The sequence below is a fragment of the Bradyrhizobium sp. 17 genome (assembly GCF_023073515.1).
Classification (GTDB): domain Bacteria; phylum Pseudomonadota; class Alphaproteobacteria; order Rhizobiales; family Xanthobacteraceae; genus Bradyrhizobium; species Bradyrhizobium canariense_D.
Window position 1 is genome coordinate 20,575 of the sequence record NZ_JADPJQ010000073.1, and the last position, 25,177, is coordinate 45,751.

Annotated in this window: 25 protein-coding genes and 1 pseudogene; 7 read left to right on the plus strand and 19 right to left on the minus strand. The window is 64.6% G+C overall.

The genetic code is table 11. The annotated features are described in order from the left end of the window. The 3 genes from lspA to IVB13_RS13840 all read right to left on the minus strand — a co-directional run. Positions 1-452: signal peptidase II (lspA, locus tag IVB13_RS13830; protein ID WP_247489221.1), on the minus strand; the 452-nt coding region annotated here is incomplete at its 3' end. Between the two features lie 156 nt (positions 453-608). Further along, positions 609-3,617 (minus strand): isoleucine--tRNA ligase, encoded by a 3,009-nt coding sequence (gene ileS, locus IVB13_RS13835; RefSeq protein ID WP_247489223.1) that lies wholly within the window; start codon positions 3,615-3,617, stop codon positions 609-611. Positions 3,618-3,819: 202 nt separating this feature from the next. Further along, positions 3,820-4,791 carry a bifunctional riboflavin kinase/FAD synthetase gene (locus IVB13_RS13840; protein ID WP_247489225.1) on the minus strand — a complete coding sequence of 324 codons (972 nt, stop codon included), beginning with the start codon at positions 4,789-4,791 and terminating at the stop codon, positions 3,820-3,822. A gap of 228 nt (positions 4,792-5,019) precedes the next feature. Here IVB13_RS13840 and IVB13_RS13845 point away from each other — a divergent pair, with 228 nt between their 5' ends. Then, positions 5,020-5,415: a response regulator gene (locus IVB13_RS13845; RefSeq protein ID WP_007596883.1), complete on the plus strand. Its 396-nt coding sequence runs from the start codon at positions 5,020-5,022 to the stop codon at positions 5,413-5,415. A gap of 120 nt (positions 5,416-5,535) precedes the next feature. Here the strand turns inward: IVB13_RS13845 and IVB13_RS13850 are convergent, their stop codons facing one another. The 9 genes from IVB13_RS13850 to uvrC all read right to left on the minus strand — a co-directional run bounded on the left by IVB13_RS13850 (position 5,536) and on the right by uvrC (position 14,317). Continuing rightward, positions 5,536-6,390 (minus strand): TIGR01459 family HAD-type hydrolase, encoded by an 855-nt coding sequence (locus tag IVB13_RS13850; protein WP_018453486.1) that lies wholly within the window; start codon positions 6,388-6,390, stop codon positions 5,536-5,538. 15 nt (positions 6,391-6,405) lie between these two features. Further along, positions 6,406-7,878 carry an EAL domain-containing protein gene (locus IVB13_RS13855; protein ID WP_018453487.1) on the minus strand — a complete coding sequence of 491 codons (1,473 nt, stop codon included), beginning with the start codon at positions 7,876-7,878 and terminating at the stop codon, positions 6,406-6,408. Positions 7,879-8,020: 142 nt separating this feature from the next. Beyond that, a complete protein-coding gene (locus IVB13_RS13860) occupies positions 8,021-9,151 on the minus strand; it encodes a YihY/virulence factor BrkB family protein (RefSeq protein WP_247489227.1) in 1,131 nt (376 codons plus the stop codon). A 2-nt stretch (positions 9,152-9,153) separates the two neighbouring features. Beyond that, on the minus strand, positions 9,154-9,753 hold the full coding sequence (locus IVB13_RS13865; protein ID WP_018453489.1) for a hypothetical protein: 600 nt from the start codon (positions 9,751-9,753) through the stop codon (positions 9,154-9,156). A 90-nt stretch (positions 9,754-9,843) separates the two neighbouring features. After that, positions 9,844-10,803 (minus strand): 50S ribosomal protein L3 N(5)-glutamine methyltransferase, encoded by a 960-nt coding sequence (gene prmB / locus IVB13_RS13870; protein ID WP_085350079.1) that lies wholly within the window; start codon positions 10,801-10,803, stop codon positions 9,844-9,846. Then, positions 10,803-11,279, minus strand: coding sequence for a molybdenum cofactor biosynthesis protein MoaE (locus tag IVB13_RS13875; RefSeq protein WP_085350078.1), 477 nt, complete (start codon positions 11,277-11,279; stop codon positions 10,803-10,805). Before IVB13_RS13875 ends, prmB begins: the two co-directional genes overlap by 1 nt. Positions 11,280-11,282: 3 nt before the next feature. Further along, positions 11,283-11,534, minus strand: a complete 252-nt coding sequence (moaD, locus tag IVB13_RS13880) for a molybdopterin converting factor subunit 1 (protein WP_247489229.1) — start codon at positions 11,532-11,534, stop codon at positions 11,283-11,285. Continuing rightward, positions 11,531-12,148 (minus strand): CDP-diacylglycerol--glycerol-3-phosphate 3-phosphatidyltransferase, encoded by a 618-nt coding sequence (gene pgsA / locus IVB13_RS13885; RefSeq protein WP_007596859.1) that lies wholly within the window; start codon positions 12,146-12,148, stop codon positions 11,531-11,533. Before pgsA ends, moaD begins: the two co-directional genes overlap by 4 nt. 99 nt (positions 12,149-12,247) lie before the next feature. Continuing rightward, a complete protein-coding gene (gene uvrC / locus IVB13_RS13890; RefSeq protein WP_247489231.1) occupies positions 12,248-14,317 on the minus strand; it encodes an excinuclease ABC subunit UvrC in 2,070 nt (689 codons plus the stop codon). A gap of 249 nt (positions 14,318-14,566) precedes the next feature. Between uvrC and IVB13_RS13895 the strand changes: the two genes are divergently transcribed. Then, positions 14,567-15,190 (plus strand): outer membrane protein, encoded by a 624-nt coding sequence (locus IVB13_RS13895; RefSeq protein ID WP_085383808.1) that lies wholly within the window; start codon positions 14,567-14,569, stop codon positions 15,188-15,190. Positions 15,191-15,262: 72 nt separating this feature from the next. Here IVB13_RS13895 and IVB13_RS13900 read toward each other — a convergent pair whose 3' ends face one another. The 4 genes from IVB13_RS13900 to IVB13_RS13915 all read right to left on the minus strand — a co-directional run bounded on the left by IVB13_RS13900 (position 15,263) and on the right by IVB13_RS13915 (position 17,918). Then, positions 15,263-15,478, minus strand: coding sequence for a cold-shock protein (locus IVB13_RS13900; RefSeq protein ID WP_007614865.1), 216 nt, complete (start codon positions 15,476-15,478; stop codon positions 15,263-15,265). Positions 15,479-15,728: 250 nt separating this feature from the next. Beyond that, positions 15,729-16,589, minus strand: coding sequence for a 23S rRNA (adenine(2030)-N(6))-methyltransferase RlmJ (gene rlmJ, locus IVB13_RS13905; protein ID WP_018453496.1), 861 nt, complete (start codon positions 16,587-16,589; stop codon positions 15,729-15,731). Positions 16,590-16,641: 52 nt separating this feature from the next. After that, positions 16,642-17,334, minus strand: a complete 693-nt coding sequence (locus tag IVB13_RS13910) for a ribonuclease T2 (protein WP_085358088.1) — start codon at positions 17,332-17,334, stop codon at positions 16,642-16,644. Positions 17,335-17,453: 119 nt separating this feature from the next. Next, entirely contained in the window at positions 17,454-17,918 is a 465-nt protein-coding gene (locus IVB13_RS13915; RefSeq protein WP_018453498.1) for a hypothetical protein, read from the minus strand. Between the two features lie 182 nt (positions 17,919-18,100). Between IVB13_RS13915 and IVB13_RS13920 the strand changes: the two genes are divergently transcribed. Further along, positions 18,101-18,394 (plus strand): hypothetical protein, encoded by a 294-nt coding sequence (locus tag IVB13_RS13920; protein WP_106940784.1) that lies wholly within the window; start codon positions 18,101-18,103, stop codon positions 18,392-18,394. A 43-nt stretch (positions 18,395-18,437) separates the two neighbouring features. Beyond that, positions 18,438-18,966 (plus strand): annotated as a pseudogene (locus IVB13_RS13925) (DUF3617 family protein). A 169-nt stretch (positions 18,967-19,135) separates the two neighbouring features. On the opposite strand, the gene IVB13_RS13930 reads toward IVB13_RS13925, so the two are convergent. The 3 genes from IVB13_RS13930 to IVB13_RS13940 are packed head-to-tail and all read right to left on the minus strand — an operon-like array spanning position 19,136 to position 21,809. Beyond that, positions 19,136-20,524, minus strand: coding sequence for an ATP-binding protein (locus IVB13_RS13930; RefSeq protein ID WP_018453501.1), 1,389 nt, complete (start codon positions 20,522-20,524; stop codon positions 19,136-19,138). A gap of 17 nt (positions 20,525-20,541) precedes the next feature. Beyond that, positions 20,542-21,273, minus strand: a complete 732-nt coding sequence (locus IVB13_RS13935) for a response regulator transcription factor (protein ID WP_247489233.1) — start codon at positions 21,271-21,273, stop codon at positions 20,542-20,544. Continuing rightward, entirely contained in the window at positions 21,270-21,809 is a 540-nt protein-coding gene (locus IVB13_RS13940) for a MarR family transcriptional regulator (RefSeq protein WP_007596846.1), read from the minus strand. Before IVB13_RS13940 ends, IVB13_RS13935 begins: the two co-directional genes overlap by 4 nt. Before the next feature lie 339 nt (positions 21,810-22,148). Here IVB13_RS13940 and IVB13_RS13945 point away from each other — a divergent pair, with 339 nt between their 5' ends. The 3 genes from IVB13_RS13945 to hisS all read left to right on the plus strand — a co-directional run. Beyond that, positions 22,149-23,231: a branched-chain amino acid aminotransferase gene (locus IVB13_RS13945; RefSeq protein ID WP_026232543.1), complete on the plus strand. Its 1,083-nt coding sequence runs from the start codon at positions 22,149-22,151 to the stop codon at positions 23,229-23,231. A gap of 268 nt (positions 23,232-23,499) precedes the next feature. Beyond that, positions 23,500-24,024, plus strand: coding sequence for a DUF2314 domain-containing protein (locus IVB13_RS13950; protein WP_018453504.1), 525 nt, complete (start codon positions 23,500-23,502; stop codon positions 24,022-24,024). 50 nt (positions 24,025-24,074) lie between these two features. Next, positions 24,075-25,177, plus strand: a 1,103-nt coding sequence (gene hisS, locus IVB13_RS13955; protein ID WP_247489235.1) for a histidine--tRNA ligase, incomplete at its 3' end; no start/stop codon positions are given.

Below are 25,177 nucleotides of genomic sequence, written 5' to 3' on the forward strand. Positions count from 1 at the left end.
AATAGCGCCGCCACGCCAGCAACGATGGCCACGTCCGCGAGGTTGAACACGTACCAATTATAGGTATTTCCGCCGATCTCGACGTGAAACAGGGCGAAATCGACCACCGCGCCATAGGCGAGGCGATCGATCCCATTGCCGATGGCGCCGCCAATGATCAGGCCAAGCGCGATGGTTGCCAGCAGGGTGTGCGAGCGGGCCATCCAGATCGCCAGAGCAACCACCGCGACGACCTTCACGGCCATCAGCGCCATTTGCGCCGCCTGACCGTCGTTCTGGAGCCAGCCGAAGCTGATGCCGATGTTCCAGGCCAGCACCAGGTCGAAGAACGGGGTCACCTCGACCGTGCCGCGACGGGCGAGGTCGAACACGTTCAGCAGCCAGAGCTTTGAAGCCTGGTCGGCCACGAGCGTGAGCAGGGCCGCGAGGATGCCGGCGCGGAGCGGGGTCATGGGCAGTCCGCCACAACACGCTCCGTCGTCGTCCTGGCGAAAGCCAGGACCCACACTCCGAGGCGGTCGTTGTTTGAAAGACTTGTGGTCATCAGCCTTCGTCGCAATTGGCGGCCGTGGAATGGGTCCTGGCTTTCGCGAGGACGACGGTGAGACCTAGATGCTGACCCCCAGCGCCTTCCATTCGCGCAGCGCCTGGGCATCTCGCGGGGTGACGTCGGGGTATTCGGGGTCCTCTCCCACCGCCGGCGAAATCTTCCAGGAACGGGCGCATTTGGTGCCGACCGCCTTCTCCACCACGACAGCGACGCCTGGAACGGCATCGAGACGGAATGCGGAAGCCGGCGCCTCGCCCTCGCGCACCTCGTAATTCGAGGTGATGCAGATCTCGGCGAGGTCGGTGTCGAACAACGTCGCAAGCATGTCGCGGTCGGCGACATAGATGACCGGCGATGCCTCCAGCGACGAGCCGATGTTCTTGGCGGCGCGTTCGAGCTCCAGCGCACCGGTGACGACACGGCGGACGTTGCGGATCGCTTCCCACTTCGCGGCGAGCTTGTCGTCGCGCAGGCTTTCGAGGTCGTCGGGAAACTGCGTCAGGTGCACCGAGGGCTCGGCGTCGGGCCTGTACATGCGCCAGGCTTCCTCCGCGGTGAAGCTGAGGATCGGCGCCAGCCATTTCAGGATCGAGCTGCACAACAGGTCGATCGTGGTCAGCGCCGCCTTGCGCGTCAGCGAGGACGGCGGATCGCAATACAGCGTGTCCTTGCGGATGTCGAAATAGAACGCGGAGAGCTCACTGTTCAGGAAGGCGGACAGGGTCGCGAGCACGGTCTTGTAGTCGAACTCCTGATAGGCCTTTCGGACGACGGCAGCGCGGACCGCGAGCTCGTGCAGCATCAGCCGTTCGAGCTCAGGCATGTCGGCGGGCGCGACTGCGTCGGCCGGCCTGTAGTGATCCAGCGTTCCCAGCATCCAGCGCACGGTGTTGCGCAGCTTGCGATAGGTCTCGATGGTGTTCTTCAGGATCTCCGGGCCGATGCGCTGGTCGTCGGCATAGTCGGTGGCGCAGACCCAGAGGCGCAGGATATCCGCGCCCGAATCCTTGATCACCTTCTGAGGCTCGACGGTGTTGCCGATCGACTTCGACATCTTGCGGCCGTTCTCGTCGAGCGTGAAGCCGTGGGTGAGCACGATGTCATAGGGCGCGCGGCCCCGCGTGCCCGCGCTTTCCAGCAGCGACGAATGAAACCAGCCGCGATGCTGATCGCTGCCTTCGAGATACATCACGGTGTCGTCGCCGCCGTCGACCTTGCGAACGATGTTGCCGAGCTGCGGGAAGTTCTGGCGATCCTCGAGCACGAAGGCATGTGTGGAGCCGGAATCGAACCAGACGTCGCAGATGTCGTCGATCTTCTTCCAGTCTTCCTTCGCGCGGGATCCAAGGAAGCGCTCGCGGGCGCCTTCCATGTACCAGGCGTCGGCGCCTTCCTCCATGAAGGCCTCGGTGATGCGCTGATTGACGATCTCGTCCTGCAGGATCTCGGCCGAACCGTCGCTGTTCTCGCGCACGAACACGGCGATCGGCACGCCCCAGGCGCGCTGGCGCGAGATCACCCAGTCCGGACGGTTGGCGATCATGCCGTTGATGCGGTTCTCACCCGACGGCGGCACCCATTGCGTGACCGAGATCGCATGCAGCGCGCGAGCCCGCAGCGTATCGCCCTTCCTGGCGTGGCCATCTTCGCTGATGTCCTTGTCCATCGCGATGAACCATTGCGGCGTGTTGCGGAAGATCACCGGCTTCTTCGATCGCCAGGAATGCGGGTACTGGTGCTTGAGGCGGCCGCGCGCGAGCAGCTTGCCGGCCTCGACCAACGCCTTGATCACGGCCTCATTGGCATCGCCCTTCTCGCCCTTGTCGTTAAGCACGCGCTTGCCGGTGAAGCCGGGGGCCTGCGCGGTATAGGCGCCGTTCTCGTCGACAGTGTAGGGGATCGCGGTCGAGATGCCGCGCTCATCGAGCTCGCGGGTATTGGCCATCCAGACGTCGAAATCCTCGCGGCCGTGGCTCGGCGCGGTGTGCACGAAACCGGTGCCGGTATCGTCGGTGACATGCTCGCCGGCGAGCAGCGGCACGATAAACGCGTAACCGCCATCGAGGCCGCGCAAGGGATGGGCGCACTCCACGGCGTCCAGCGTATCGCCGGGAATGTCGCGCAGCTTCTCATAGGCCGTGACGCGCGCCTGCTTGAACACCTCTGCTGCAAGCGCATCGGCCAGGATCAGGAGATCGCCGGTCTTCGCCCAATTGTCCGCGGCCGCATCCGTCACCTTGTAGAGGCCGTAGGCGATCTTCGGTGAGAACGAGATCGCGCGATTGCCGGGCAGCGTCCAGGGCGTGGTGGTCCAGATCACGACCGATGCATTGGCGAGCGCACCATGTGCCGGGGACGTGACGGGAAACTTCACCCATACCATGTCGGATGTGTAGTCCTCGTACTCGACCTCGGCCTCGGCGAGGGCGGTCTTCTCGACCACGCTCCACATCACCGGCTTGGAGCCGCGATACAGCGTGCCGTTGGCGGCGAACTTCATCAGCTCGCGGGCGATCTGCGCTTCGGCGGGATAGCTCATCGTCTGATAGGGATGATCCCAGTCGCCGATGATGCCGAGCCGCTTGAATTCCTCGCGCTGCACGTTGATCCAGTGTGTCGCATAGGCGCGGCATTCCTTGCGGAACGCCACCATCGCAGCGGAGTCGCGGAAGTCGGGCTTCTGCTTGCCCTTGGAACGGTAGTTCTCTTCCTCGATCTTCCATTCGATCGGCAGGCCGTGGCAGTCCCAACCGGGCACGTAGTTGGAGTCGAAGCCGAGCATCTGCTGGCTCTTGGTCACGACGTCCTTGAGGATCTTGTTCAGCGCGTGCCCGATATGGATGTTGCCATTGGCGTAGGGCGGGCCGTCATGCAGCACGAATTTGGCGCGGCCCTGGGCTTCCTGGCGGAGCTTGTCGTAAAGGCCGATGTCGTTCCAGTATTTCAGCAGCTCCGGCTCGCGCTGCGGCAGGCCGGCCCGCATCGGGAATTCGGTCTGCGGCAGGAACAGGGTTTTCGAATAGTCTTTGGCTTCGGATTTTTGGGACTTTTGTGGCTTGTCGGACATGAGGCTGACTGGCTCGGAAGGGCGCGGGAACGGATGGCGATGCGGAATCGCGGGTGAAACGACGACATCCCGGTCTTGCGCCGAGCCGAAGGCTCAGGCGGAAGCCGGGCCGCTAATCCCTATGATGCGCCGCGCAAACATGGGCTCTCCATAGCAGGGGGGCGGGGGAAGCGCAAAAGGTTCGGCGGGCCGGTTTCCGGCCTCAATCGATGACGCCAAGCCGCGGAAACGCGTCCGGGGCGGCGGCGAGCATGGCGCGGGCGCGGGCGGAATCGTCGTCCATCTGGCGGATCAGGGCATCCAGGCCCTCGAATTTCAGCTCCTCGCGGATGAAGCCGATAAAGGCGCAGTCGAGCGTCTGCCCGTAGAGATCCCCCTTGAAGTCGAACAGGAAGATTTCCAGCAGCGGCGCACCATTGTCGAACGTCGGGCGGCGGCCGAAGCTTGCGACCCCATCCAGCCGCTCCGCGCCGCGGCCGACCCGCACCGCATAGATGCCGTGCTTGAGGCCGCAATTGGCATCAAGGCGGATATTGGCGGTGGGATAACCGAGGTCGCGGCCGCGCTTCTCTCCGTGGATGACCTCGCCGGTGATAAACCAGGGCGCGCCGAGCATGGCCGTGGCCTCGTCGAGTTGGCCTTCGGCGAGCGCGATTCGGATCGCGCTGGACGAGACCGGCCGCTCGTCGATATCGACATGCGGCTGCACGTCGACCTCGATGCCGAGCCGGGGCGCCTCGTTGACGAGGAGGCTCGGCGAGCCGACCCGACCCTTGCCGAAGTGGAAGTCGTAGCCGACGGCGATTCCGCCGATGCCCAGGCGCCCGATCAGGTCGTGGTGAATGAAGTCTTGCGCGCTGGTCCCGGCGCGGGACTTGTCGAAGGTCATGACCACGGCGCCGTCAAGTCCGGTGCCGGCCAGAAGCCGCAGCTTGGCACGCTCGTCCGTCAGGCGGAATTGCGGGGTGTTGGGGCTGAAAAACCGGCGCGGATGCGGCTCGAAGGTCAATGCCAGCGCAGGGCGGCCATGTAGCCGGCCCATTTCCAGCGCCGCAGCGATTACGGCGCGATGGCCGAGATGAACGCCGTCGAAATTGCCCATGGCGACCACGGCACCCCTTGCAATGGCGGAGTCCGGCGTGGTGTCGCGGATAACGGTAAAATGCGGGGCCATCAGGGGAATCTCGAACCGGCGGGACCGGCCGGGACCGTGGCGCGACGGGCCGGATGAAGTCAAGCGGGAGGGGGCGGCCGCATCGAGTGCGATTTCAGTCCACCGGGGGCGTTCCCAGTTAACGCGCTGTTTAACGCCTTGGTGCTAGTCCTTGGGCGTGGAACCGCGGGGCTCCGGCCCGGCAGGTCCGATCGTAATATTTCCTGGGTTTGCGTTGGGGGAGTCGAGATGGCGGTTGATTTGTCGATGTCGGTTCTGGTGGTTGACGACTACAGCACCATGATCCGTATCATCAGGAACCTCCTGAAGCAGCTTGGCTTCGAGAATATCGATGATGCAAGCGACGGTTCGGCAGCGCTGAACAAGATGCGTGGCAAGAAGTACGGGCTCGTGATTTCCGACTGGAACATGGAGCCGATGACGGGTTACGACCTGCTGCGCGAAGTGCGCGCGGATCCGAACCTCGCCACCACGCCCTTCATCATGATCACGGCCGAATCAAAGACCGAGAACGTGATCGCGGCCAAGAAGGCCGGCGTGAACAACTACATCGTCAAGCCGTTCAACGCGGCGACGCTGAAGACCAAGATCGAGGCGGTCTTCCCGGACATGGCGAGCGCGTAAGGCGCGATCGAAGCCATCAGTTGAATTCGGAAAGCCCGGGCGATTGTCCCGGGCTTTCTGCGTCGGGTTCGTCGTTCCGGAATCGACGCCCCACATCAACCGGGAATGACGATCAACTCGCTACCACTTCAGTTCGCGCATCAGCGCCTTCGGGGGATGGCCGAACAATTCCAGCACCGACGCCGGGTCGAGCTGGTCGAGACCCTCGAACTCCTCGGCATGGATGCCGCGGGTCACGAACAGGCAATCGATGCCGAACTCGCGCGCGCCGGTGAGGTCGGTCCGGACGGAATCGCCGATCGCGAGCACCTTTTTGCGGTCGATCTGGTGGCCCTGGCGTTCGCCGGCGAGCGCCATCGCGCGCTCGTAGATCGGCCGGTGCGGCTTGCCGTAGAAGATCACCTCGCCGCCGAGCTCGCGATAGAGCTCCGCGATCGCGCCGGCGCAATAGATCAGGCGGTCGCCGCGTTCCACCACGATGTCGGGGTTGGCACAAACCAGCGTCAGCTTGCGCTCGCGCGCCTTCAGCATCATGCCGCGATAGTCTTCCGCCGTCTCGGTCTCGTCGTCATAGAGGCCGGTGCAGACGATGTAATCCGCCTCTTCCAGCGGCGCGGTCACCGCATCGAGGCCGCGATAGATCGAGTTGTCGCGCTCGGGGCCGAGCCAGAACATCTTGCGGCCGGGATGGTCGGCGACATAGAGCCGCGTCAGGTCGCCTGAAGACACGATCGCGTCATAGGTCTCGTCGGCGACGCCGAGCTTGCGCAATTGCCGCTGCACGGAGTCGGCCGGGCGCGGCGCGTTGGTGATCAGGATGACCGTACCGCCGCGGCTGCGGTAGGTGTGCAGCGCCTCGCAGGCTTCGGGGAAGGATTCGAGACCGTTATGGACCACGCCCCAGATGTCGCTGAGCACGACGTCCACGCCCGCCACGAGTTCACGCAGGCTTTCGGCGAAATGCAGTGTGGTCATGATGCGTGCGGCCGATCAGATACGTCGCGCGAGCGCGGCGTTGCCGGTGACGCGCTGTGGCGCAGACGCAGCCGACGTCGCGCCTGAGCTGGATATGCCGGAGCCATTGGATCCCTGAATGTCCTGTGCCTGGTTCGGCGCGGCGGTAGCAGATGACCCCTCCGGCCGCAATGGCCGGGGCGGCGCGAACAGGAACCCCTGGCCGAACCGCACGTCATAATCGAGCAGGTCGATCACGGCGCGCTCGCCCTCGATTCGCTCGGCGATCAGATCGATGCCGAAGCGGCCGAGCAGGTCGGAGAGATCGGACGGGTGGATGTCCGAGGCCGAAGCCTGCCTGGGGTCGAGCAGGAGCGAGGCCGGCACCTTGATGAAGCGCACGCCGCGATCGGCGAGCTCGCGCGGTTCGATGCGCAAATCGGTGACATGGTCGATCGAGAAACGGAAGCCGCGCTGGGCGAGCGCCGCGAGATTCTCGGTTTCGGCCGGGCCGAGATTGCGGAAGGTGGATTGCTTGAATTCCAGCACCAGCGAGGGCGCCAGCGCCCGATTGGCTTCGAGGAAATCGAGGTATTGCGCGAAGGTCGTGGAATTGCCGAGCGTGGAAGCCGCGACGTTGCAGAACACGCCGACTTCCTTGTTGCGTACCATCAGGCGCCGCAGCACCTGCACGCAGCGCAGCATGACCATGTTGTCGATGCGCCCGATCAACCCGGAGGCCTCCGCGATGCTGATGAACTCCTCGGCCGCGACCAGCTGGTCACGCTCGTCGCGCAGGCGCGTCACGGCCTCGTAGAACCGGACCTTGCGCTGCGGCAGCGACACCATCGGCTGGAGGAAGATGTCGATGCGGTTCTCGTCGATCGCGTTGCGGAGCGTCGCCAGCAATTGGGTCTGGTTGCGGCCGTTGGCGGTCTGAACCGGATTGGCGGTCTGGGTCTGGATCGCCGGTGCTGCCGGCCGCATTGGCGGCGGCGCGGGCGCCGGGGCAGCCGGCCGTTCCTCCTCGAACGTGGCCATCAGGTCGAGCGGCGCGTCCGGCTCCTGCCTTGCGACCGGCGCGGGGGCCGACACTGGCGCGTTGCCGGCCATCAGATCCTCATGGGCCGACACGGTGGTGGCGAGTTGCCTGACCAGTCCGCCGAGTTCGTTGATCTCGCCGACCACCGACTGGATGCGGTCGGAGTTGGCCGAATTGGAAGAGGCGATGCGTGCTTCGATCGTGGCGAGCCGGCGGCCGAATTCGGCGACCTGACGGGCGAGGTCGGCGGTGCCGCGCGAAAGATCGGCGATCTGGCCGCCGACGTCGCTGCGGTCGCGCAGTCGCATCGACACTGCATTGTAGAGGATCAGGAAGGTCAGCGCCGTCAGCGCCACGATCGCGGATTCGGTTCCGCTGATGCCGGCGACCGCGTAGAGCAGGAGCCCGAGCGAGGCGGCGACCAGAACCATGCAGATCGCGATGAAGATCGTCGAAATACGAATCATGCCGCGCGTTACGCCTCAAGAGCTGACTGCCTGACCGGGAAAACACGGGTGGCGTTTCGAACCCGTCACGCCGCATGCTCCCCCAAGCGGCATGACCTTAACATCATTGTTGATTCGAGGGGATAGCGGCCCAATCGCAGAGTCAGGACGGCGCCGCGGCGCCGACCGTGTCGGCCGAGACGGCCTCGCGGGTGCCTAGCGGCTTGGGCGGCCCGGTGGTCGTGTCGCGCAAGGTCTGCCGTTCGATCTCCGAATTCAGCTCAGCCCCGAACATGATGACGATGGCCGACATCCACATCCACATCATCAAGCCGATCGCAGCGCCGAGCGAGCCGTAGGTCGCGTTGTAATTTGCGAATTCGGACAGATACCAGGACAGCAGCGCCGAGCCGGCGATCCAGAGGATCGCGGCCGTCACAGCGCCGGGGCTCAGCCATTGCCAGCGCGGGGCGTCGCGGCTGGGCGCGAAGCGGTAGAGGACGGCGAGCGCCGCAAGGAGAATGACGAACAGCACCGGCCATCGCGCCAGCGCCACGATCAGCTTGCTATCGGGCGCCATGCCGAGGTGGTTGAGCGCGAGCGGGAAGGCGACGACGGCGCCCACCATCAGCAGCAGGGCAACGATGCCACCGACCGTGAAAGCCAGCGAGACCGTGTTCAGCCGGATGAAGCTGCGCTTTTCACGCTCCTCATAGGCGACGTTGAGGGCGTCGAAGATGGCTTTGACGCCGGCATTGGCGCTCCAGATCGCGAGCACGAGTCCAAACAGGAAAGTGAAACCAAGGGTCGCGCCGCCGTTCGACACGACGCGCGCCACCTGGTCCTCGACGATCTGGAACGCGCCCTCGGGCAGCATCATCGCGAGCGATTGCAGGTTGGAACTGATCGTCGAGGGATCGGCGAACAGGCCATAGAATGAAACCAGCGCCGTGATGGCGGGAAAGATCGCGAGCAGTCCGAAAAAGACGACGCCGCCGGCGGTCGCGAGCAGGCGATCCTCGTCGATGCGCTGATAGGTGCGCCAGAGGATGTCCTTCCAGCCTGCCCACGGGATCGCGAACGGGCTTTTCGCGCGGCGGCCGCGGCCGGGCTGCGAGGCTGCGCCCGTCGGGCTCGTTTCCGGCGAATTCGCCTCGCCGTTGCGGTGGTCTTGCGGAGGTCCCGGCCGGATCAGGCCAGAATCCTGGAAATACCGTTCCGCGGTGAGCACGAACACGGTCGTGGCTGCGACTAACAGCCAGCTGTCGAATTGCTCGGCGCGCCGCATACGCATTTTCAGGTATCCGCTCCGTGGCCGTGACGCCGCCTGCGCGCGGCCGTGATCCCGACCAGCCCAACGGCCGCGAGCATCAGCCCGAGTTGCACGGGCCGGTTGGACCGAGCCGGCCACGTGCTGCCGCCATGTCCTGACTCATGTCCTCGTTCGCCCGGCGCGAGCGGCGCCAGGGGAATTGTCGTCGCGACCTCTTTCACCGCCTCCTTCACCGTTCCGCGCGGGATGCGCGGGGTGGCGATAGCCACCCGTAGGCGGCTGGCGAGCGGCACGATCGGCTTGGTCTTGCGCTTCATCTGGGCCATGGCCACGCCGGCGCAGGCGGCGGCCAGGACCAGGAGCACAGCGCCGACGGCGCCGAACCCCCAGAATTGCCCGTAATGGATTGCAATCCAGCGGTACAGGGCGATCAGGCCGACGAAGAAGGCTGCGACGACGAACAAGCCCGCAACCGCGAGCAGTCCGGCCGCAGCCGCGTACGACGTCATGCGCCCTGTGGCCTGGTTGCTCCGGTCGCGGGCATAGGACTGGGCGGCGCGCTTGAGATGGTTGAGCTTGAGCGCGACGCCGGCGCGCAGCAATTCGCCCGATGGCGCAAGCATGCGGTTATCCTCCGAGTGCGAGAAAATTCGTCGGGGGATGAACGTGGCGGTATTTGACTTGTTCCGACGAGGTCTGCCCGCCGTGATGGATCAGCCGAGATCGGTTGCCGCGATCCAGAACACTTCGCCCTCGGAGTCCTCGGTGTCGAGCCAGAGCAGCGGCAATTCAGGAAAGGCCTCGTCAACCAATTCGCGGCCGCGGCCGATCTCGCAGATCAGCCCGCCATGCGGCGTCAAATGGCCGGGCGCATCGCGCAGGATCCGGCGCACCACATCGAGACCGTCGGCGCCGCCGTCGAAGGCGAGCTTCGGCTCGGCCCGGCACTCGGGCGGCAGCGCCGCCATGCCTTCGGCGTCGACATAAGGCGGGTTGGTGATGATCAGGTCGTATTTGGTGTTACCGAGTGGGGCGAACAGGTCGCCGCGATGCAGGCTGATCCGGCCATCGAGCCCGTATTCGCCGACATTTCGTCTGGCGACGTCGATCGCGCCCTTCGAGATATCGACGGCATCGATCGTGGCGTTCGGGAAATGATGCGCGGCGAGGATCGCGAGGCATCCCGATCCCGTGCAGAGATCGAGCACGCGCTCGACGGCGCTGGAATCGTCGATCAGCGAGCCGGCTTCGCCGTCGCCGCCGAAATGCGACTCCAAGAGTTCACCGATGAAGGAGCGCGGAACGATGACGCGCTCGTCGACATAAAACGGCAGGCCGCGCATGTAGATCTTGTTGACGAGATACGCGGCCGGTTTGCGCGTAGTGACGCGCTGATGAACGAGATCGATGATGGTCCTGCCCTCGGCGGCCGTCACGCGCGCGTTGGCAAAAATCTCGAACTGCTCGGGATGCAGATGCAGGGCTTCACAGACCAGGAAAGCCGCTTCCGCGACCGGATCGGGCGTGCCATGGGCAAAGGCGAGCTTGGTCTCATTGAAGCGGCTCACGGCATAGCGGACGAAATCGATCAGCGTGAGAAGCTCGCCGGGGCCCACTTTCGCGAGCTTTGGCGCGGCGCGGCCGCGCACGGCCTTTTTGGATGTTGTTGCCATCAGGATCGGGTCCAGCGTGCGGCGGCTTCGTCGTCGCGGGCCTGGGCCTCGACCCAGCCGGTGCCGGTGGCGCTCTCTTCCTTCTTCCAGAACGGCGCGTTGGTCTTGAGATAATCCATCAGGAACTCGGCTGCCTGGAACGCTGCCTGGCGGTGCTGCGAGGCGGTCAGCACCAGCACGATGTTCTGGCCGGGCATGAAACGGCCGACGCGATGGATCACCGTGACGCCGCTGAGAGGCCAGCGCGAGATGGCCTCGTCGGCATGGCGCCTGATCTCTTCCTCGGCCATGCCAGGATAATGCTCGAGCGAGAGCGCGGCGATCTTCGCGCTGTCTTCGTCGCTGCGGCAGATGCCGGAAAAGCTCACGACCGCACCGATGTCGGTGCGGTTCCCGGTCAGCACCGCGATCTCGCGCGCGATGTCGAAATCGTCTTGCTGGATACGGATGGTGACGGGGCAGGTGGCGACAGACATGGCCTAGCCGCCGGTCATCGGCGGGAAGAACGCGATCTCGCGAGCGCCTGCGATCGTGGCGTCCGACTTGACGTGGGCATGGTCGATCGCGGTGCGGATCACCTTCGGCTTCTCGAACGCATAGGCGTAGGCTTCGCCTTGGCCGGACAGCCAGGCGATCAGCTCTTCCACGGTGCGCACGGTCGCAGGCGGCTCGATCGTCTCCTCGGCCTTGCCGATGCGCTCGCGCACCCAGGCGAAGTACTTCACCTTCATCCCTCATCCTCCTTGATGAGGTGATGGATGCCGGCGCCGAAATAGTCGTAGCCGGTGTACATGGTGAGGATCGCCGAGGCCCAGAGCAGCGCCAGCCCGATCATCGAGACCATGGGCACGACCTCATCGCCGGCCGGACCAGCCAGCAGGAAGCCGATGGCGATGAGCTGAACCGTCGTCTTCCACTTCGCAAGCTTGGTCACGGGCACGCTGACACGCAGCGCGGCAAGATATTCGCGCAGGCCCGAGACCAGGATCTCGCGGCACAGGATCACGATGGCGGCCCACAGCGACCAGCCGTGAATGATGCCGTCGGCGGCCAGCATCAGCAGGCACGAGGCGACCAGAAGCTTGTCGGCGATCGGATCGAGCATGCGGCCGAACGCCGATTGCTGATTCCAGATCCGTGCGTAATAGCCGTCGAGGTAATCGGTGACCGCAGCCGCGATAAAAATGGCGACGGCGACCCAGCGCAGCCACAGCGGGCCGTCCATGATCGACTGTGCGTAGATGCACCCGACCACGACCGGGATCGCGGCGATCCGGCCGTAGGTCAGGATGTTCGGGAGGGACATCGCGCGGCTGGTCGTCCCTCGTGTCGTGGCGATGTTCATCCGTCCTACCAATACCGCTGCAGCCTGAAGGTCAACCGTTCCGCTCCCCAAATGGGGTGCGGGATGCGACGACCATATGACCGCGGCCCCCCTTTTATTTCACCCCGGCTGGGGATGGAAATACTCGAAAATCCTGCGGGCGCTCTCGGCGCTCACCCCCGGAACCTTACCGAGATCGGTGATCGAGGCCCGTTCGATCTCCTTCAGGGTTCCGAAATGATGCAGCAAGGCACGTTTGCGTGACGGACCGATGCCTGGAATCTCCTGCAAGCCGGCCTCGCGGATGTCCTTCTTGCGCAGCTTGCGGTGCGAGCCGATGACGAAACGGTGCGCCTCGTCCCGCAGCCGCTGGATGAAATAGAGCACGGGGTCGCGCGGCTCCAGCTTGATCGCCTCGCGCTCCGGCATGAACAGGGTCTCGCGGCCGGCATCCCGGTCCGGCCCCTTGGCCACCGACATCAGCGCCACCTGGGTCAGGCCGAGATTTGCAAAGATGTCCCGGACCGCGTTGAGCTGGCCGCGGCCGCCATCGATGATCACGAGATCGGGCCATTGCGGGAAGTCGTCGTCCTTGGCTTTGGCCGCATTGTCCTCGGGTGGATTGATCAAGCGCTTGAAACGGCGTTTGAGCACCTCGCGCATCATCCCGTAATCGTCGCCGGGCGTCAGGCCCTCCGACTTGATGTTGAACTTGCGGTACTGGTTTTTCACAAAACCGTCCGGGCCGGCGACGATCATGGCGCCGACTGCGTTGGTGCCCTGGATGTGGCTGTTGTCGTAGACCTCGATCCGCTTCGGCGCATGCGTCAGGCTCAGGGTCGTGGCCATGGCGTCCAACAGGCGGCTCTGCGTCGCGGTGTCCGCGAGCTTGCGGCCTAGGGCCTCGCGCGCGTTGGTGAGCGCGTGGGTGACGAGCTCCTTCTTCTCGCCGCGCTTCGGCATGGACACTTCGACCTTGCGGCCGGCCTTGATCGACAGCGCGTTGGCGAGCAGCTCGCTCTCCTCGATCTCGTGCGAGAGCAGGATATTCCTCGGCGGCGGCTTGTCGTCATAGAACTGGGCGAGGAAGGAGCCGAGCACCTCTTCCGGCGTATATGTCTTCTCCGCGCGCGGGAAATAGGCGCGGTTGCCCCAGTTCTGCCCGGTGCGGAAGAAGAACACTTCGACGCAGGAGAAGCCGCCCTCCTGGTGGATGGCGAACACGTCGGCTTCTTCCACCGTGCGCGGATTGATGCCCTGCTGCGACTGGATCGCGGACAGCGCAGCGAGGCGGTCGCGGTAGAGCGCGGCGCTCTCGAATTCGAGCTCGCCGGAGGCCTTCTCCATCTCCGCGGCAAGCTCCTGCTTCACCGCATGGCTCCTGCCGGACAGGAAGTCGCTCGCCTCGCGCACCAGGGTCGTGTAGCCGGGGAAGTCGATCTCGCGGGTGCAGGGGCCGGCGCAACGGCGGATCTGGTAGAGCAGGCAGGGCCGCGAGCGACTCTCGAAGAAGGAATCCGTGCAGGAGCGGATCAGGAACGCGCGCTGAAGTGCGGTGATGGTGCGGTTGACGGCGCCGGCGGAGGCGAACGGGCCGAAATAGCGACCCGGCCGCGTCTGCGCGCCGCGATGCTTCAGGATCTGCGGCGCCCAATGGTCGCCCGTGATCAGGATATAGGGAAACGACTTGTCGTCGCGCAGCTGCACGTTGAAGCGCGGCCGAAGCTGCTTGATGAGGTTGGCCTCCAGCAGCAGGGCTTCGGTCTCGGTGTGGGTCGAGATGATTTCCACGGTCACCGTGGCGGCGATCATGCGCAGGATGCGCGCCGGCTGCGGCGCACTCTGGCGCGCATAGTTCGACAGGCGCTTTTTGACGTTCTTGGCCTTGCCGACATAGAGCACGTCGGCATTCGCATTGAGCATGCGATAGACGCCGGGCGAGGTGGGGGCGAGGCGCACCGCGCGTTCGATCGCCTCGTGGCCGGTCGCCAGCGGCTCTTCGCCGACGGTGCCGCTCTCTTCCAGGATGTCCGGCAGCCGCGCATCGTCCTCGTCGTCGCCATTCGCAGTGGCGGGATCGAGGTCCGGCGGCGCGGCTTCCGTTTCCTGGGGAGGGACGTCGGGTGCGTTGCCGCGCACGGGTTTGCGTACGCGTGCGTCGTCCGGATTGTCGGGGGAATCGTGAACCATGGTGCGAATTTAGGCGCTGCGGGTGTCGATTTGAAGTTCCGGCCGAGCAGCACGCACAGGATGGCGGCGCAGTTCCCGGTAACGCTTGCTTAAGCCTGTTAACAGCGCGGTAACCCGGCTTAACAGGCCTTTAACTTAAAACTCTCGATAAATCTTACGCGAAAAATGGTGGTTCCGTAACCATGCGGTTTTGCCTCGCGCGGCGGCGCGGGCATCGCAGCGGTGACGGGAGTTGCGTTGGAGTGTGTGATGAAGAGGCTCGTTGTGGGCGCAGCCGCGTTGGCTGCGGTCGGCTGGACGGCTTCGGCAGAGGCCGCCGATCTCAATTACGGGCAGCGTGCGCCCTACACGGTCAATCAGCCGCTCAATGCCTATAGCTGGGCCGGTCCGTATCTCGGTGGCAATCTCGGCTACGAATGGGGTTCGGTGAGCAACAATCCCGCAAAACCGTCGGGCTTCGTCGGCGGCGTTCAGGCCGGCTACAATTTCCAGAACGGCCCATGGGTGTTCGGCGTCGAGGGCGACATCCAGGCCGCCGGTGCCGACGACACCTTCGCGCCGTGGAAGTTCTCCAATCCGTGGTTCGGCACCTTGCGCGGCCGCGCCGGCTACGCCTTCAGCAACGTGCTGTTCTACGGCACGGCGGGCCTCGCCTTCGGCGAGCTGCGCGCGCAGACGTTCGGCTGGACCGAGTCGCACACCAGCGCCGGCTGGACCATCGGTGCCGGCGCGGAAGTTATGTTCGCGCCGAACTGGAGCGCCAAGCTCGAATATCTCTATATCGATCTGTCGACGAGTCAGTTCGCGATTACGGGCGTGTCAAACGGCTATAGCGCCAGCGTTGTGCGCGCAGGCGTGAACTATCACTTCTGATAGCTAAAGAAGAAAATACCGGACCAACCTCCCGGCCGCTTGCGGCCGGGATTTTTTTTGACGCTTGGCTCGCTAGGGAAGGATGACCAAATCGACCGCCTTCGGCCCCTTGCCCTTCTTGTCCGGTTCGACTTCGAAAGTAATACGCTGTCCTTCGGCAAGGTCCTTCAGTCCGGCCCGCTCCACAGCAGTAATATGTACGAAGACGTCGCGGCCCCCGTCGTCCGGTTTGATGAATCCGTAGCCGCGCTCACCGTTGAAAAACTTGACCGTTCCCGTCATGGCCATCGGGAAACTCCCCCTCATTGCTCCTCCGTCGTGACGCAGACGCGCGTCACGACATGACCGGGCCTTACGAAGCCCGGGAGCTGGCCATCCTTCGGCAGACCATTCGGTCCGACTGGATCTTTCTTAGGCCTTCACTCCGCCGCAACCATTCGCGGAAGCGGAACGTAAAGCCAGTCACCGCAACAGCATAATACGGTTCTCTGCAGATTGACTACCGCTCCTGCATATTTTTCCCAAGAATGCCGGAGTGTTACGGTCTCGGCACCTCCAATCGGAATCTGGCAGCGCCACCCTGGCCGAGCGGCATTTCCAGCTCCGGCAGGATCGTCTTGAGTTCGCCGTGCAGCGTGTAAGGCGGATTGACGATCAAGAGCCCGCTGGAGGTGAGGGCTGCGCCGTCGGCTTGCGGCGCCACGCTGAATTCGAGGCGCAGGCATTTTCCCGGCGGCTTTGCTGCGGCTGCGAGCCGCGCCACTGATTGCACCAGCGTGTCGGTGGCGCGTCGGCTCTTGGCGGGATACCAGATTACATAGATACCGGTCGGCCATTTCGCGAAAGCCGCCGAGAAGGCCTCTGCGAGCTTTTCGAACTCGTCCTTTGCCTCGAAGGGCGGGTCGATCAGAACGAGCCCACGCCGTTCCTTCGGCGGCACGAAAGCCGGCAGCGCCATCCAGCCGTCGAGGTCGACCACGCGGGCCTGTTCGTCGCGGCGCAGTACGCCGATCAGCGCCTTGCGCGCCTTCGGCTCGAGCTCGCAGAGCAAGAGGCGGTCCTGCGGCCTCAGCAGGCCGCGTGCGATCAGCGGCGAGCCCGGATAGGCCTTGAGCTCGCCCTTCGGATTGAAGGCGCGGACGATGTCGAGATAGGGCTTGGTCAGCGCCATGGCGTCGTTCGACAACCGCGCCTGCATCAGCCGCGCAATGCCCGTCAGCCACTCGCCGCCCCGGCGCGCTTCGTCGCTTTCGAGATCGTAGAGGCCAGCGCCGGCATGGGTGTCGATGACGCGGAACGCACCCGGCTTGTCCTGGAGATAGGTGATGATGCGCGTCAGCACGATGTGCTTGATGACATCGGCGAAGTTGCCGGCATGGAAGGCGTGGCGGTAATTCATGCAAGAGCACTACGCCACGTGACGGCCCGAGCAAAGAGGCACGACGCCTGGGCTAGCCACCCCGGATCGGCGGCATCGTCACCTGGTCGCGGCGGCAGGCGCGGCGGTCGATCTCCTCGCAGGCGCGGAATTGCAGGTCCTTGCTGAGGCAGATGCGGACTTCCGATAGCCGCGTCCGGTTGCAGGTGATCGAGACGGCGGCATTGCTGAGGCCCGGATTGGCCTTGATGAAGGCTTCCTCCACCTCCGCCGGCGCCACGGTCTTGGCCTGCGACAAATCGAGATATTCGGCTGGAATCTTGATCGCGGCGCGCGCCTTGCGGATCGTCTCGAAATAGCTGCGGTCAGCGAGCCCCGAGCAGGTGCCGTGCTTGTCCCACTCATTGAAGATCAGCCCCGGCGCCGGCATCAGATCGAGCATGGAGGAGACGATACTGCGGTTCAGCCGCGGCGAGGGCCGCTGGCAATATTCCGGAAATCCGTTCTCATATTGCGGCCACAGACCATGCACCACGAAAGCGTAGGGCCGTCCGCTGCACTGGGTCTGCGAGCGGCCGCCGCGCTCCGCCGCCTCCTCGCAGAAAGAGGGCGACCAAGACAGTGACAGCACATAAAAATCGAATTCGCCGGGCGTGTTCTGCCGCTTGTCCTGGGCCTTTGCGCCATCGGCCAGCGCAGCCAGCCCGGCCGCAAGCGTCAGCGAGATCATCAGGCGGGAGAACGAATGCAATCTGGAATGAAACATGGCGACGCCCCTCAACTAGACTGTGCAGGCAAGCCTAGCAGGCGATAAGAACATTTCAAGAACAAAATGCGGGCGACCGTCGTTCGGCCGCCTGATCGGTCCGGATCAGAACGTTTCAATTACTGTTTGGCGGCGCGGCAGGCCGGGTTGTAGGCCCAGTTGCGGTCGAGCCCGACCACGCACCATTCGACGCCTTGGCCGTAGCCGGCGAAGCCGCCATCCTCGACGATCGAGAAATGCACCTTGCGCATCTTGCCGTCCGTGAGCATGGCCTCGCCGGTGCAATAGCGGCGCGGGATGTTGTCGGATGCCCAAGGCCGGAACGCGGTCTCGTGAACGGCGGCGAAGCCGGTGATCTTCAACGAAGAATTCCAGAACGCGCTTTCTTTCTCCCAGAACTGGGTCGCGATCGTCGGCAGCGCCCTGTCGCACTCGGAGACGTTGCCGTCATAGCGCGGCCCGCTCAGCCAGAAATTCAGCTCCAGCGGATTGGCGGCCCTGGCCTCGCCGAGCGACAGCGCCCCGAACAGGAGGCCGAGCACGGCGGCAAAGCGGAGCGATTTCAGGAAGGTCGAGGCGCGCATGGATGATCCAGACAGCATGATCTGCAAGGGTCGGACGGTGCCGTGAAGGCCGCAGGAGGTCAAGTGCAGCGCGGCAACACTTGCCGACGAGTTGACCGCAATGCTGCGTTGGACCGGCCATCCGTTCTTTCCACCGCCGCGCCGACACCGTAAACTGCCGCCAACCAATCGGAGTGACGGGAATGCGAATCATTGCGGCCGCGGGCCTACTTGCCTTGGGTATGTTGGCGAGCCAGTCGGCGCGCGCCGATCTCCTTCCGGTGCCTCCGTTCAAGGGCAACGACACCGGCGGCATCATCGCCTATTCGATGGCAACCCAGGTCGATGCGCGGCAGGTCGCGGTCGATCACTGCGCGCGCTATGGCAAAGTCGCCAAATTCCTGGCGGTGCAGGCCTATGAGGGCGGCTACATCTCGTTCTCCTGCCGCTGGGTGCCCTATGGCGCCGCCGACCAGCCGATCCGCACGCTCTACTGAGGCGCTTTCGCACGCCGCTACCTCTCAGCCGGGAACTTCCCACATGACGCGCAAACTCGCTTTGCTCGGCTCCGCCCTTTGCCTCGTGTTGTCGGCAGGCAGCGCTCGCGCTGACGACCTGCCGGTGCGTAAGGCGGGGCTTTGGGAATTGAAGATGGTCCGGACCGGCACGCCGGTGCCCGAGATGACCATGCAGCACTGCACCGACGAGACCGTCGAAGGAAATGAACAACAACGTCTCGCCGATGGCCAAGCAGATCTGCGCCAAGCAGGACATCAAGAAGACCGCGACCGGCTATGTCAGCGATTCCGAGTGCAATGTCGCCGGCATCAGCACGACTTCGCATGCTGAGATCACCGGCGATTTCAATTCGGCCTATACGGTGAAGACGTCGTCGCACGCGCAAGGCGGCGCCGCCGGCGCGGCAGGCCGCGACACGACCATGCAGCTCGAAGCGAAATGGCTGGGAGCCTGCAAGCCGGACCAGAAGCCCGGCGACATCGTGATGCCCGGCGGCTTCAAGATGAACGTGCGTGACATGGACAAGCTGAAGGCGCTGCTGCCGAAGTAAGGCTCTTCCCCTCTCCCCTTGTGGGAGAGGGTGGCTCGCCGCGCAGCGGCGAGACGGGTGAGGGGTTTGTCTCCGCGTGTGACTCTTTTCGCTTTGAATTCGCGGAGAGAGACCCCTCATCCGGCGCTTCGCGCCACCTTCTCCCACAGGGGGAGAAGGGAAGAGGCAGCTACACCGGTATCCGCACGCTCGCCCTTAATCCGCCCATCGGACTGTCGCCAAGCGTGATGTCGCCGCCGTGCGAGCGGGCGATGTCGCGGGCGATCGCGAGGCCAAGACCTGTGCCGCCTTCATCCTGGTTGCGGGCGTTGTCCAGCCGCAGGAACGGCTTGAACACCTCTTCGCGCAGATGGGCGGGAATGCCCGGCCCGTCATCGTCCACCGTCACCGTCAAATAACGGTGATCGCGCTGGCCGGTGATGGCGATGCTCTTGCCGTAGCGGGCGGCGTTGGTGACGAGGTTGGCGAGGCAGCGCTTGAATGAGGCCGGCTTCACCGTGACCACGGGCAGCCCGTTGAACGCAACGGTCGCCGTGTGGCCGTGGCGCTCGGCGTCGCTGCGCAGCTCCTCGAGCGCCTGGGCCATGTCGGTCGGCTGCGACTGCTCGCCGGAATCGCCGCGGGCAAACGCGAGGTAGTCCTCGAGCATCATCGACATCTCGTCGACGTCCTTGCGCATGCCCTCCATTTCGGGGCTGTCGCCGATCAACGCCAGCTCGAGCTTGAACCGCGTCAGGATCGTGCGCAGATCATGGCTGACGCCGGCTAGCATCGCGGTGCGTTGCTCCATCGTTCGCTCGATGCGCGACTTCATTTCGAGGAAGGCGACCGACGCGCGCCGCACCTCGCGCGCGCCACGCGGGCGGAAATTCGGCGCCTCGCGGCCCTTGCCAAAACTTTCGGCGGCGTCGGCAAGTCGCAGGATCGGCTTGATCTGGTTGCGCAGGAATAGCACCGCGACGATCAGCAGGATCGAGGACGTGCCGACCATCCAGAACAGGAAGATCTCCGAGTTCGAGGCATAGGCGGCGCTGCGCTGCGCGAACACGCGCATCACGGCGTCGTCGAGCTGGATCCGGATCTCGACGAGGTTGGAGCGGCCGACCGTGTCGATCCAGAAGGAGCGCCCGATCTGGCGGCCGAGCTGCACCGACAGCGTCTGGTCGAGCAGCGAGAAGAACGGCTTTGGTCCCGGCGGCGGCATGTCGCCGGCCGGGAGGAAATCGACGACGAGGCCCAGGCGCTGCTGCGCGATGCGGCGGATCTGGTCGCGATCCTTGTCTTGCGGGTAGCCCTTGTAGACGTCGATCAGCGCGGCGATGTCCTGCACCACCGCGGCCGACAGGCGGCGTGTCACCGTGTTCCAGTGCCGCTCCATGAACACGAAGGCGACCACCGATTGCAGGATCACCATCGGCACGATCATGATCAGCAGCGCACGCGCATAAAGGCCGGTCGGCATCCAGCCCTTGAACGCATTGCCCATCCAGCCATTGGCGGCGGAGACGCGGCCGGCGGCGCTCTTCAAAAGCGTCAGGCCGGTATCGATCGTGCTCATCGGTGGCGGTTCACTCTTTATGGCGAGGCTACCAGCCGGTAGCCGATGCCGCGCACGGCCTGGAGGAACAGCGGATTGGCGGGATCGGTCTCGATCTTGCGCCGCAGGCGGTTGATCTGCACGTCGACGGCGCGCTCGTTGACGCTGCCATTGCCGGTCAGCGCGCCGCGCGGCACGGTCTCGCCCGGTGTCTCCGACAAAATCCGCAGCATCTCGCGCTCGCGGTCGGTGAGGTGAATGACGTCTTCGCCCTGACGCAATTCGCCGCGGTCGAGGTGATAGATGTACGGGCCAAACGCGATCTTCTCGACCGCAGCGGCCTGTGGCGGCGGCGCGGCGCGCTTGAGGATGTTGTTGATGCGCAGCGCAAGCTCGCGCGGCTCGAACGGCTTTGCGACGTAATCGTCGGCACCGATCTGCAGGCCCTCGATGCGCGCTTCGGCTTCATGCCGCGCCGTCAGCATCACGATCGGCACCGAGGACGAGGTCCGGATGAAACGGGCGAGATCGAAGCCGGTCTCGCCGGGCATCATGACATCCAGGATCAAGAGGTCGAAGTGCAGGCCCAAAAGCTTGGAACGGGCATCGCTAGCGCTCGCGGCGGTCGAGACGCGATAGCCTTCGCCGGCAAGGAAGCGCGAGAGCAGATCGCGGATGCGGCGGTCGTCATCGACCAGCAGGAGATGCGGGGCATCGTCTGCGGGACGTGCCGGCGGGCGTGCGAGCGTGGCAGCGAGCGGCACGGTCACTCCTTGTCCTGATTGACGGTGGCAAAGATCGTCTCGAGCACCTTGTCCGGATCGTCGCGGTCGATCATCGCGCGCAGGAAGCGCTTGACGGTCTCGGCATCCTGCGGCGCCATCTCGGCAAGCGCCTTGGTGATGCGCGTGGTCTGGAGGCCGGCGAGCTTCTGCACCAGCGCCTCGCCCTTCGGTGTCGCAAACAGCAGGCGTTGGCGGCGATCATTGTCGCCGGTCTTCTGCACGATATAGCCCTCGTCCAGGAGCTGCTTGAGCACCCGGCCGAGCGATTGCTTGGTGATGCGCAGGACGTCGAGGAGGTCGGCGACCTTGAGGCCGGGATAACGATAGACAAAGTGCATGACGCGGTGATGGGCCCGGCCGAAGCCGAACGCCTCCAGCTCCTGGTCGGGATCGCCGACAAAATCGCGATAGGCGAAGAACAGCAGTTCGATGATATCCCAGCGCAAATTGCCTCCGTCGTCTGCGGCCGGCCGCGGCCCGGCTGCGTCTTGAGAAGGAGTCGCGAAATTTATGTCAGGCATATTGAGGTATCTTGGTCTGAATGTTACAAAACGATCAGCCCGCACGAAATTTTAGATCGTTTCGCGTCGGGTGGGCATCGAAGCAAGGCGGCCGCAGTGGGCCGGACAGGCGGAGACGGCCGGAGCAGATCTACCGTGCGATTGTCGAACGGCATTTCGGCAAAACATACTGGACTTCCGTCTTCCGCAAAAGCATGTCCTCGGTGACATGCTGGCCACGGAAACCGGCCGTAACAAGGCTGGCGGCGGTCCGGCCAGAAACCAATCGAGCCAGCCGGGCCCAAATCGGGGCAGGCGGGTGCCACAACGGCGCCGCTACCGGCAGCGGGAGGCAAGGACATGAGCATGAAATTCGACATCCAGCCCGCATCCAATCCGACCTCCGAGAAGGATCGGGTCGCCAAGCTGGTCGACCCCGGTTTCGGGCGGGTCTTCACCGACCACATGGCAGTGGTCCGCTACAACCAGGCCAAGGGCGGCTGGTACGAGGCGCGTGTCGAGGCCCGCGCCAATTTCCAGCTCGATCCGGCCGGCGCCGTCCTGCACTACGCCCAGGAAATTTTTGAAGGCCTCAAGGCCTACAAGCGCGACGACGGCGGCGTGAACCTGTTTCGCCCCGATGCCAATGCCCGGCGCTTCAAGGACTCGGCGGACCGCATGGCGATGGCGCAGCTCCCTGAAGACGTCTTCATCGAGGCGGTCGAGCAAATCGTGCGCATCGATCGCGCCTGGATGCCGGGCGGCGAGGGCAGCCTTTACCTGCGCCCCTTCATGATCGCGAGCGAGACCTTCCTCGGCGTCAAGCCGTCGTCCGAATACATTTTCGCGGTGATCGCCTCGCCGGTCGGCTCCTACTTCAAGGGCGGCCCCGCGCCGGTCTCGATCTGGGTGTCGGAGAATTACACGCGCGCTGCCGTCGGCGGCACCGGCGCCGTCAAATGCGGCGGCAACTATGCCGCAAGCCTGCGTGCGCAGGCCGAGGCGATCCAGCACGGCTGCGACCAGGTCGTCTTTCTCGATGCAATCGAGCGCCGCTACATCGAAGAGCTCGGCGGCATGAATGTGTTCTTCGTGTTCGACGACGGGTCGCTCTCGACGCCGCCGCTGGGCACCATCCTGCCCGGCATCACCCGCGACTCCATCATTGCGCTGGCCAAAGACGCCGGCAAGACCGTGCGTGAGGAGCCGTACTCGCTCGACCAGTGGCGCAAGGATGCGGCCAGCGGCAAGCTGAAGGAAGCGTTTGCCTGCGGCACCGCCGCCGTGATCTCGCCGATCGGCACGGTGCGCTCGGTGAGCGGCGATTTCGAGATCAGCGGCGGTGCCGCGGGCCCCGTCGCCATGGGCCTGCGCAAGCAGCTCGTCGACATCCAGTACGGCCGCACCAACGATCCGCACAACTGGATCCGGAAGGTGGATTGAGGCCCTTCTTCCTTCTCCCCTTGTGGGAGAAGGTGGCGCGAAGCGCCGGATGAGGGGTTCTATCCGCGAGTTCAAGGGTCAGTTGGACTCGCGGATAGAACCCCTCACCCGTCTCGCCGCTACGCGGCGAGCCACCCTCTCCCACAAGGGGAGAGGGGAAAAGGGCATCGCTGGTTGGCTTTTCTCGCCATGAACGCGACACCATGATCGTGCGACAAAGTCCAAGACCTCGCATACCCAGACATCGAGTCATCCGGACATCGCGATCATGACATCCACTCTTCCCCAGTCCCTGAAATGGGTCGTTCTTGCCGCGGTCACCGGCATCACCGTATTCGGCATTCTGACCATCGGCCCCAAGCCGGACGTCTCCGCTGAGGGCCGTTCGCCCGTCGTCGACGTGCGCACCACCGATCCGGAGATGAACACCGCGATCGCGCGCGCCCGCGGCACGCTGCCGACCTTTTGGGCCTCCTACGAGGCGCCGAAGCCGTCGGAGACAGGGCATGCCCTGAAGGTGCACTTTTCGACCCGCAAAGGCGGTGAGCACATCTGGATGGCCGAGGTGAAGAAGCTACCCAATGGGGCCTATTCCGGCCTCTTCGCCAACGAGCCACGCGATCTGGCCGGCAAGCGGGCAGGCGATAAGGTCGAATTCACTGAAGCCGACATCTCGGACTGGATGTTCATGCGCAACGGCAAGATCGTCGGCGGCGAAACCATCAAGCCAACGCTGAAGTCGCTGCCGAAAGCGGATGCCGACGCGCTCCGGGCGCGGATGGAGCAGCCGTAAGCGATTACCCGGCAGTTGCCGCATCACGCGTCGGCTGGTAAATGCGGCGCATGGCCGAAAAACCCAAAAAATCCCAGAAGCTGAAGGCGCGGCTGCCGCGCGGGCTCGAGGATCGCGATCCCGCCGCGATCCGGGCGACGCGCGAGATGGTGGAGAAGATCCGCGCCGTCTACGAGCTCTACGGCTTCGAGCCCGTGGAAACGCCGGCGATGGAATACACCGATGCGCTCGGCAAGTTCCTGCCCGACCAGGATCGTCCGAACGAGGGCGTGTTCTCGTTCCAGGACGACGACGAGCAGTGGATCAGCTTACGCTACGATCTGACCGCGCCGCTCGCGCGCTATGTCGGCGAGCGCTACGGGACCGACGGTCTTGTGTTGCCCTATCGCAGCTATCGCGTGGGCTACGTCTTCCGCAACGAGAAGCCTGGCCCCGGCCGATTCCGCCAGTTCATGCAGTTCGATGCGGACACGGTCGGCTCGGCGACGCCGGCGGCGGATGCAGAGATCTGCATGATGGCGGCCGACACGATGGAAGCGCTGGGCATTGCGCGCGGCTCGTATGTCGTGAAGGTGAACAACCGCAAGGTGCTCGACGGCGTTCTGGAAGCCATCGGGCTCGGCGGCGAAGAGAACGCAGCACGCAGACTGACGGTGCTGCGCGCGATCGACAAGCTCGACAAATTTCCCGCCGAGGAAGTTCGCAAACTGCTCGGTCCCGGTAGATGGGATGGCGGCGAAGAAGGCAAGGGCGACTTCACGAAGGGCGCCAATTTGAGCGCGTCGGAGGCTGACGTCGTTCTCGCCATCACCAAACCGCGCGACGATTGGAAAGAGGCGATCGCCGCGGCGGAGGTCTATCTCGCCAAGAGCGAAGTCGGTCAGGCCGGCGTGAGCGAGCTGGAAGAGATCGCGAAACTGGTGACCGCGTCGGGGTACGGCGCGGACCGCATCAAGATCGATCCCTCCGTGGTGCGCGGTCTCGAATATTACACGGGCCCCGTCTACGAGGTCGAATTGCTGCTCGAGACCAAGGATGACAAGGGCCGCCCGGTCCGCTTCGGCTCGGTCGGCGGTGGTGGCCGCTATGATGGTCTCGTCTCGCGCTTTCGCGGCGAGCCGGTGCCGGCGACCGGATTCTCGATCGGCGTGTC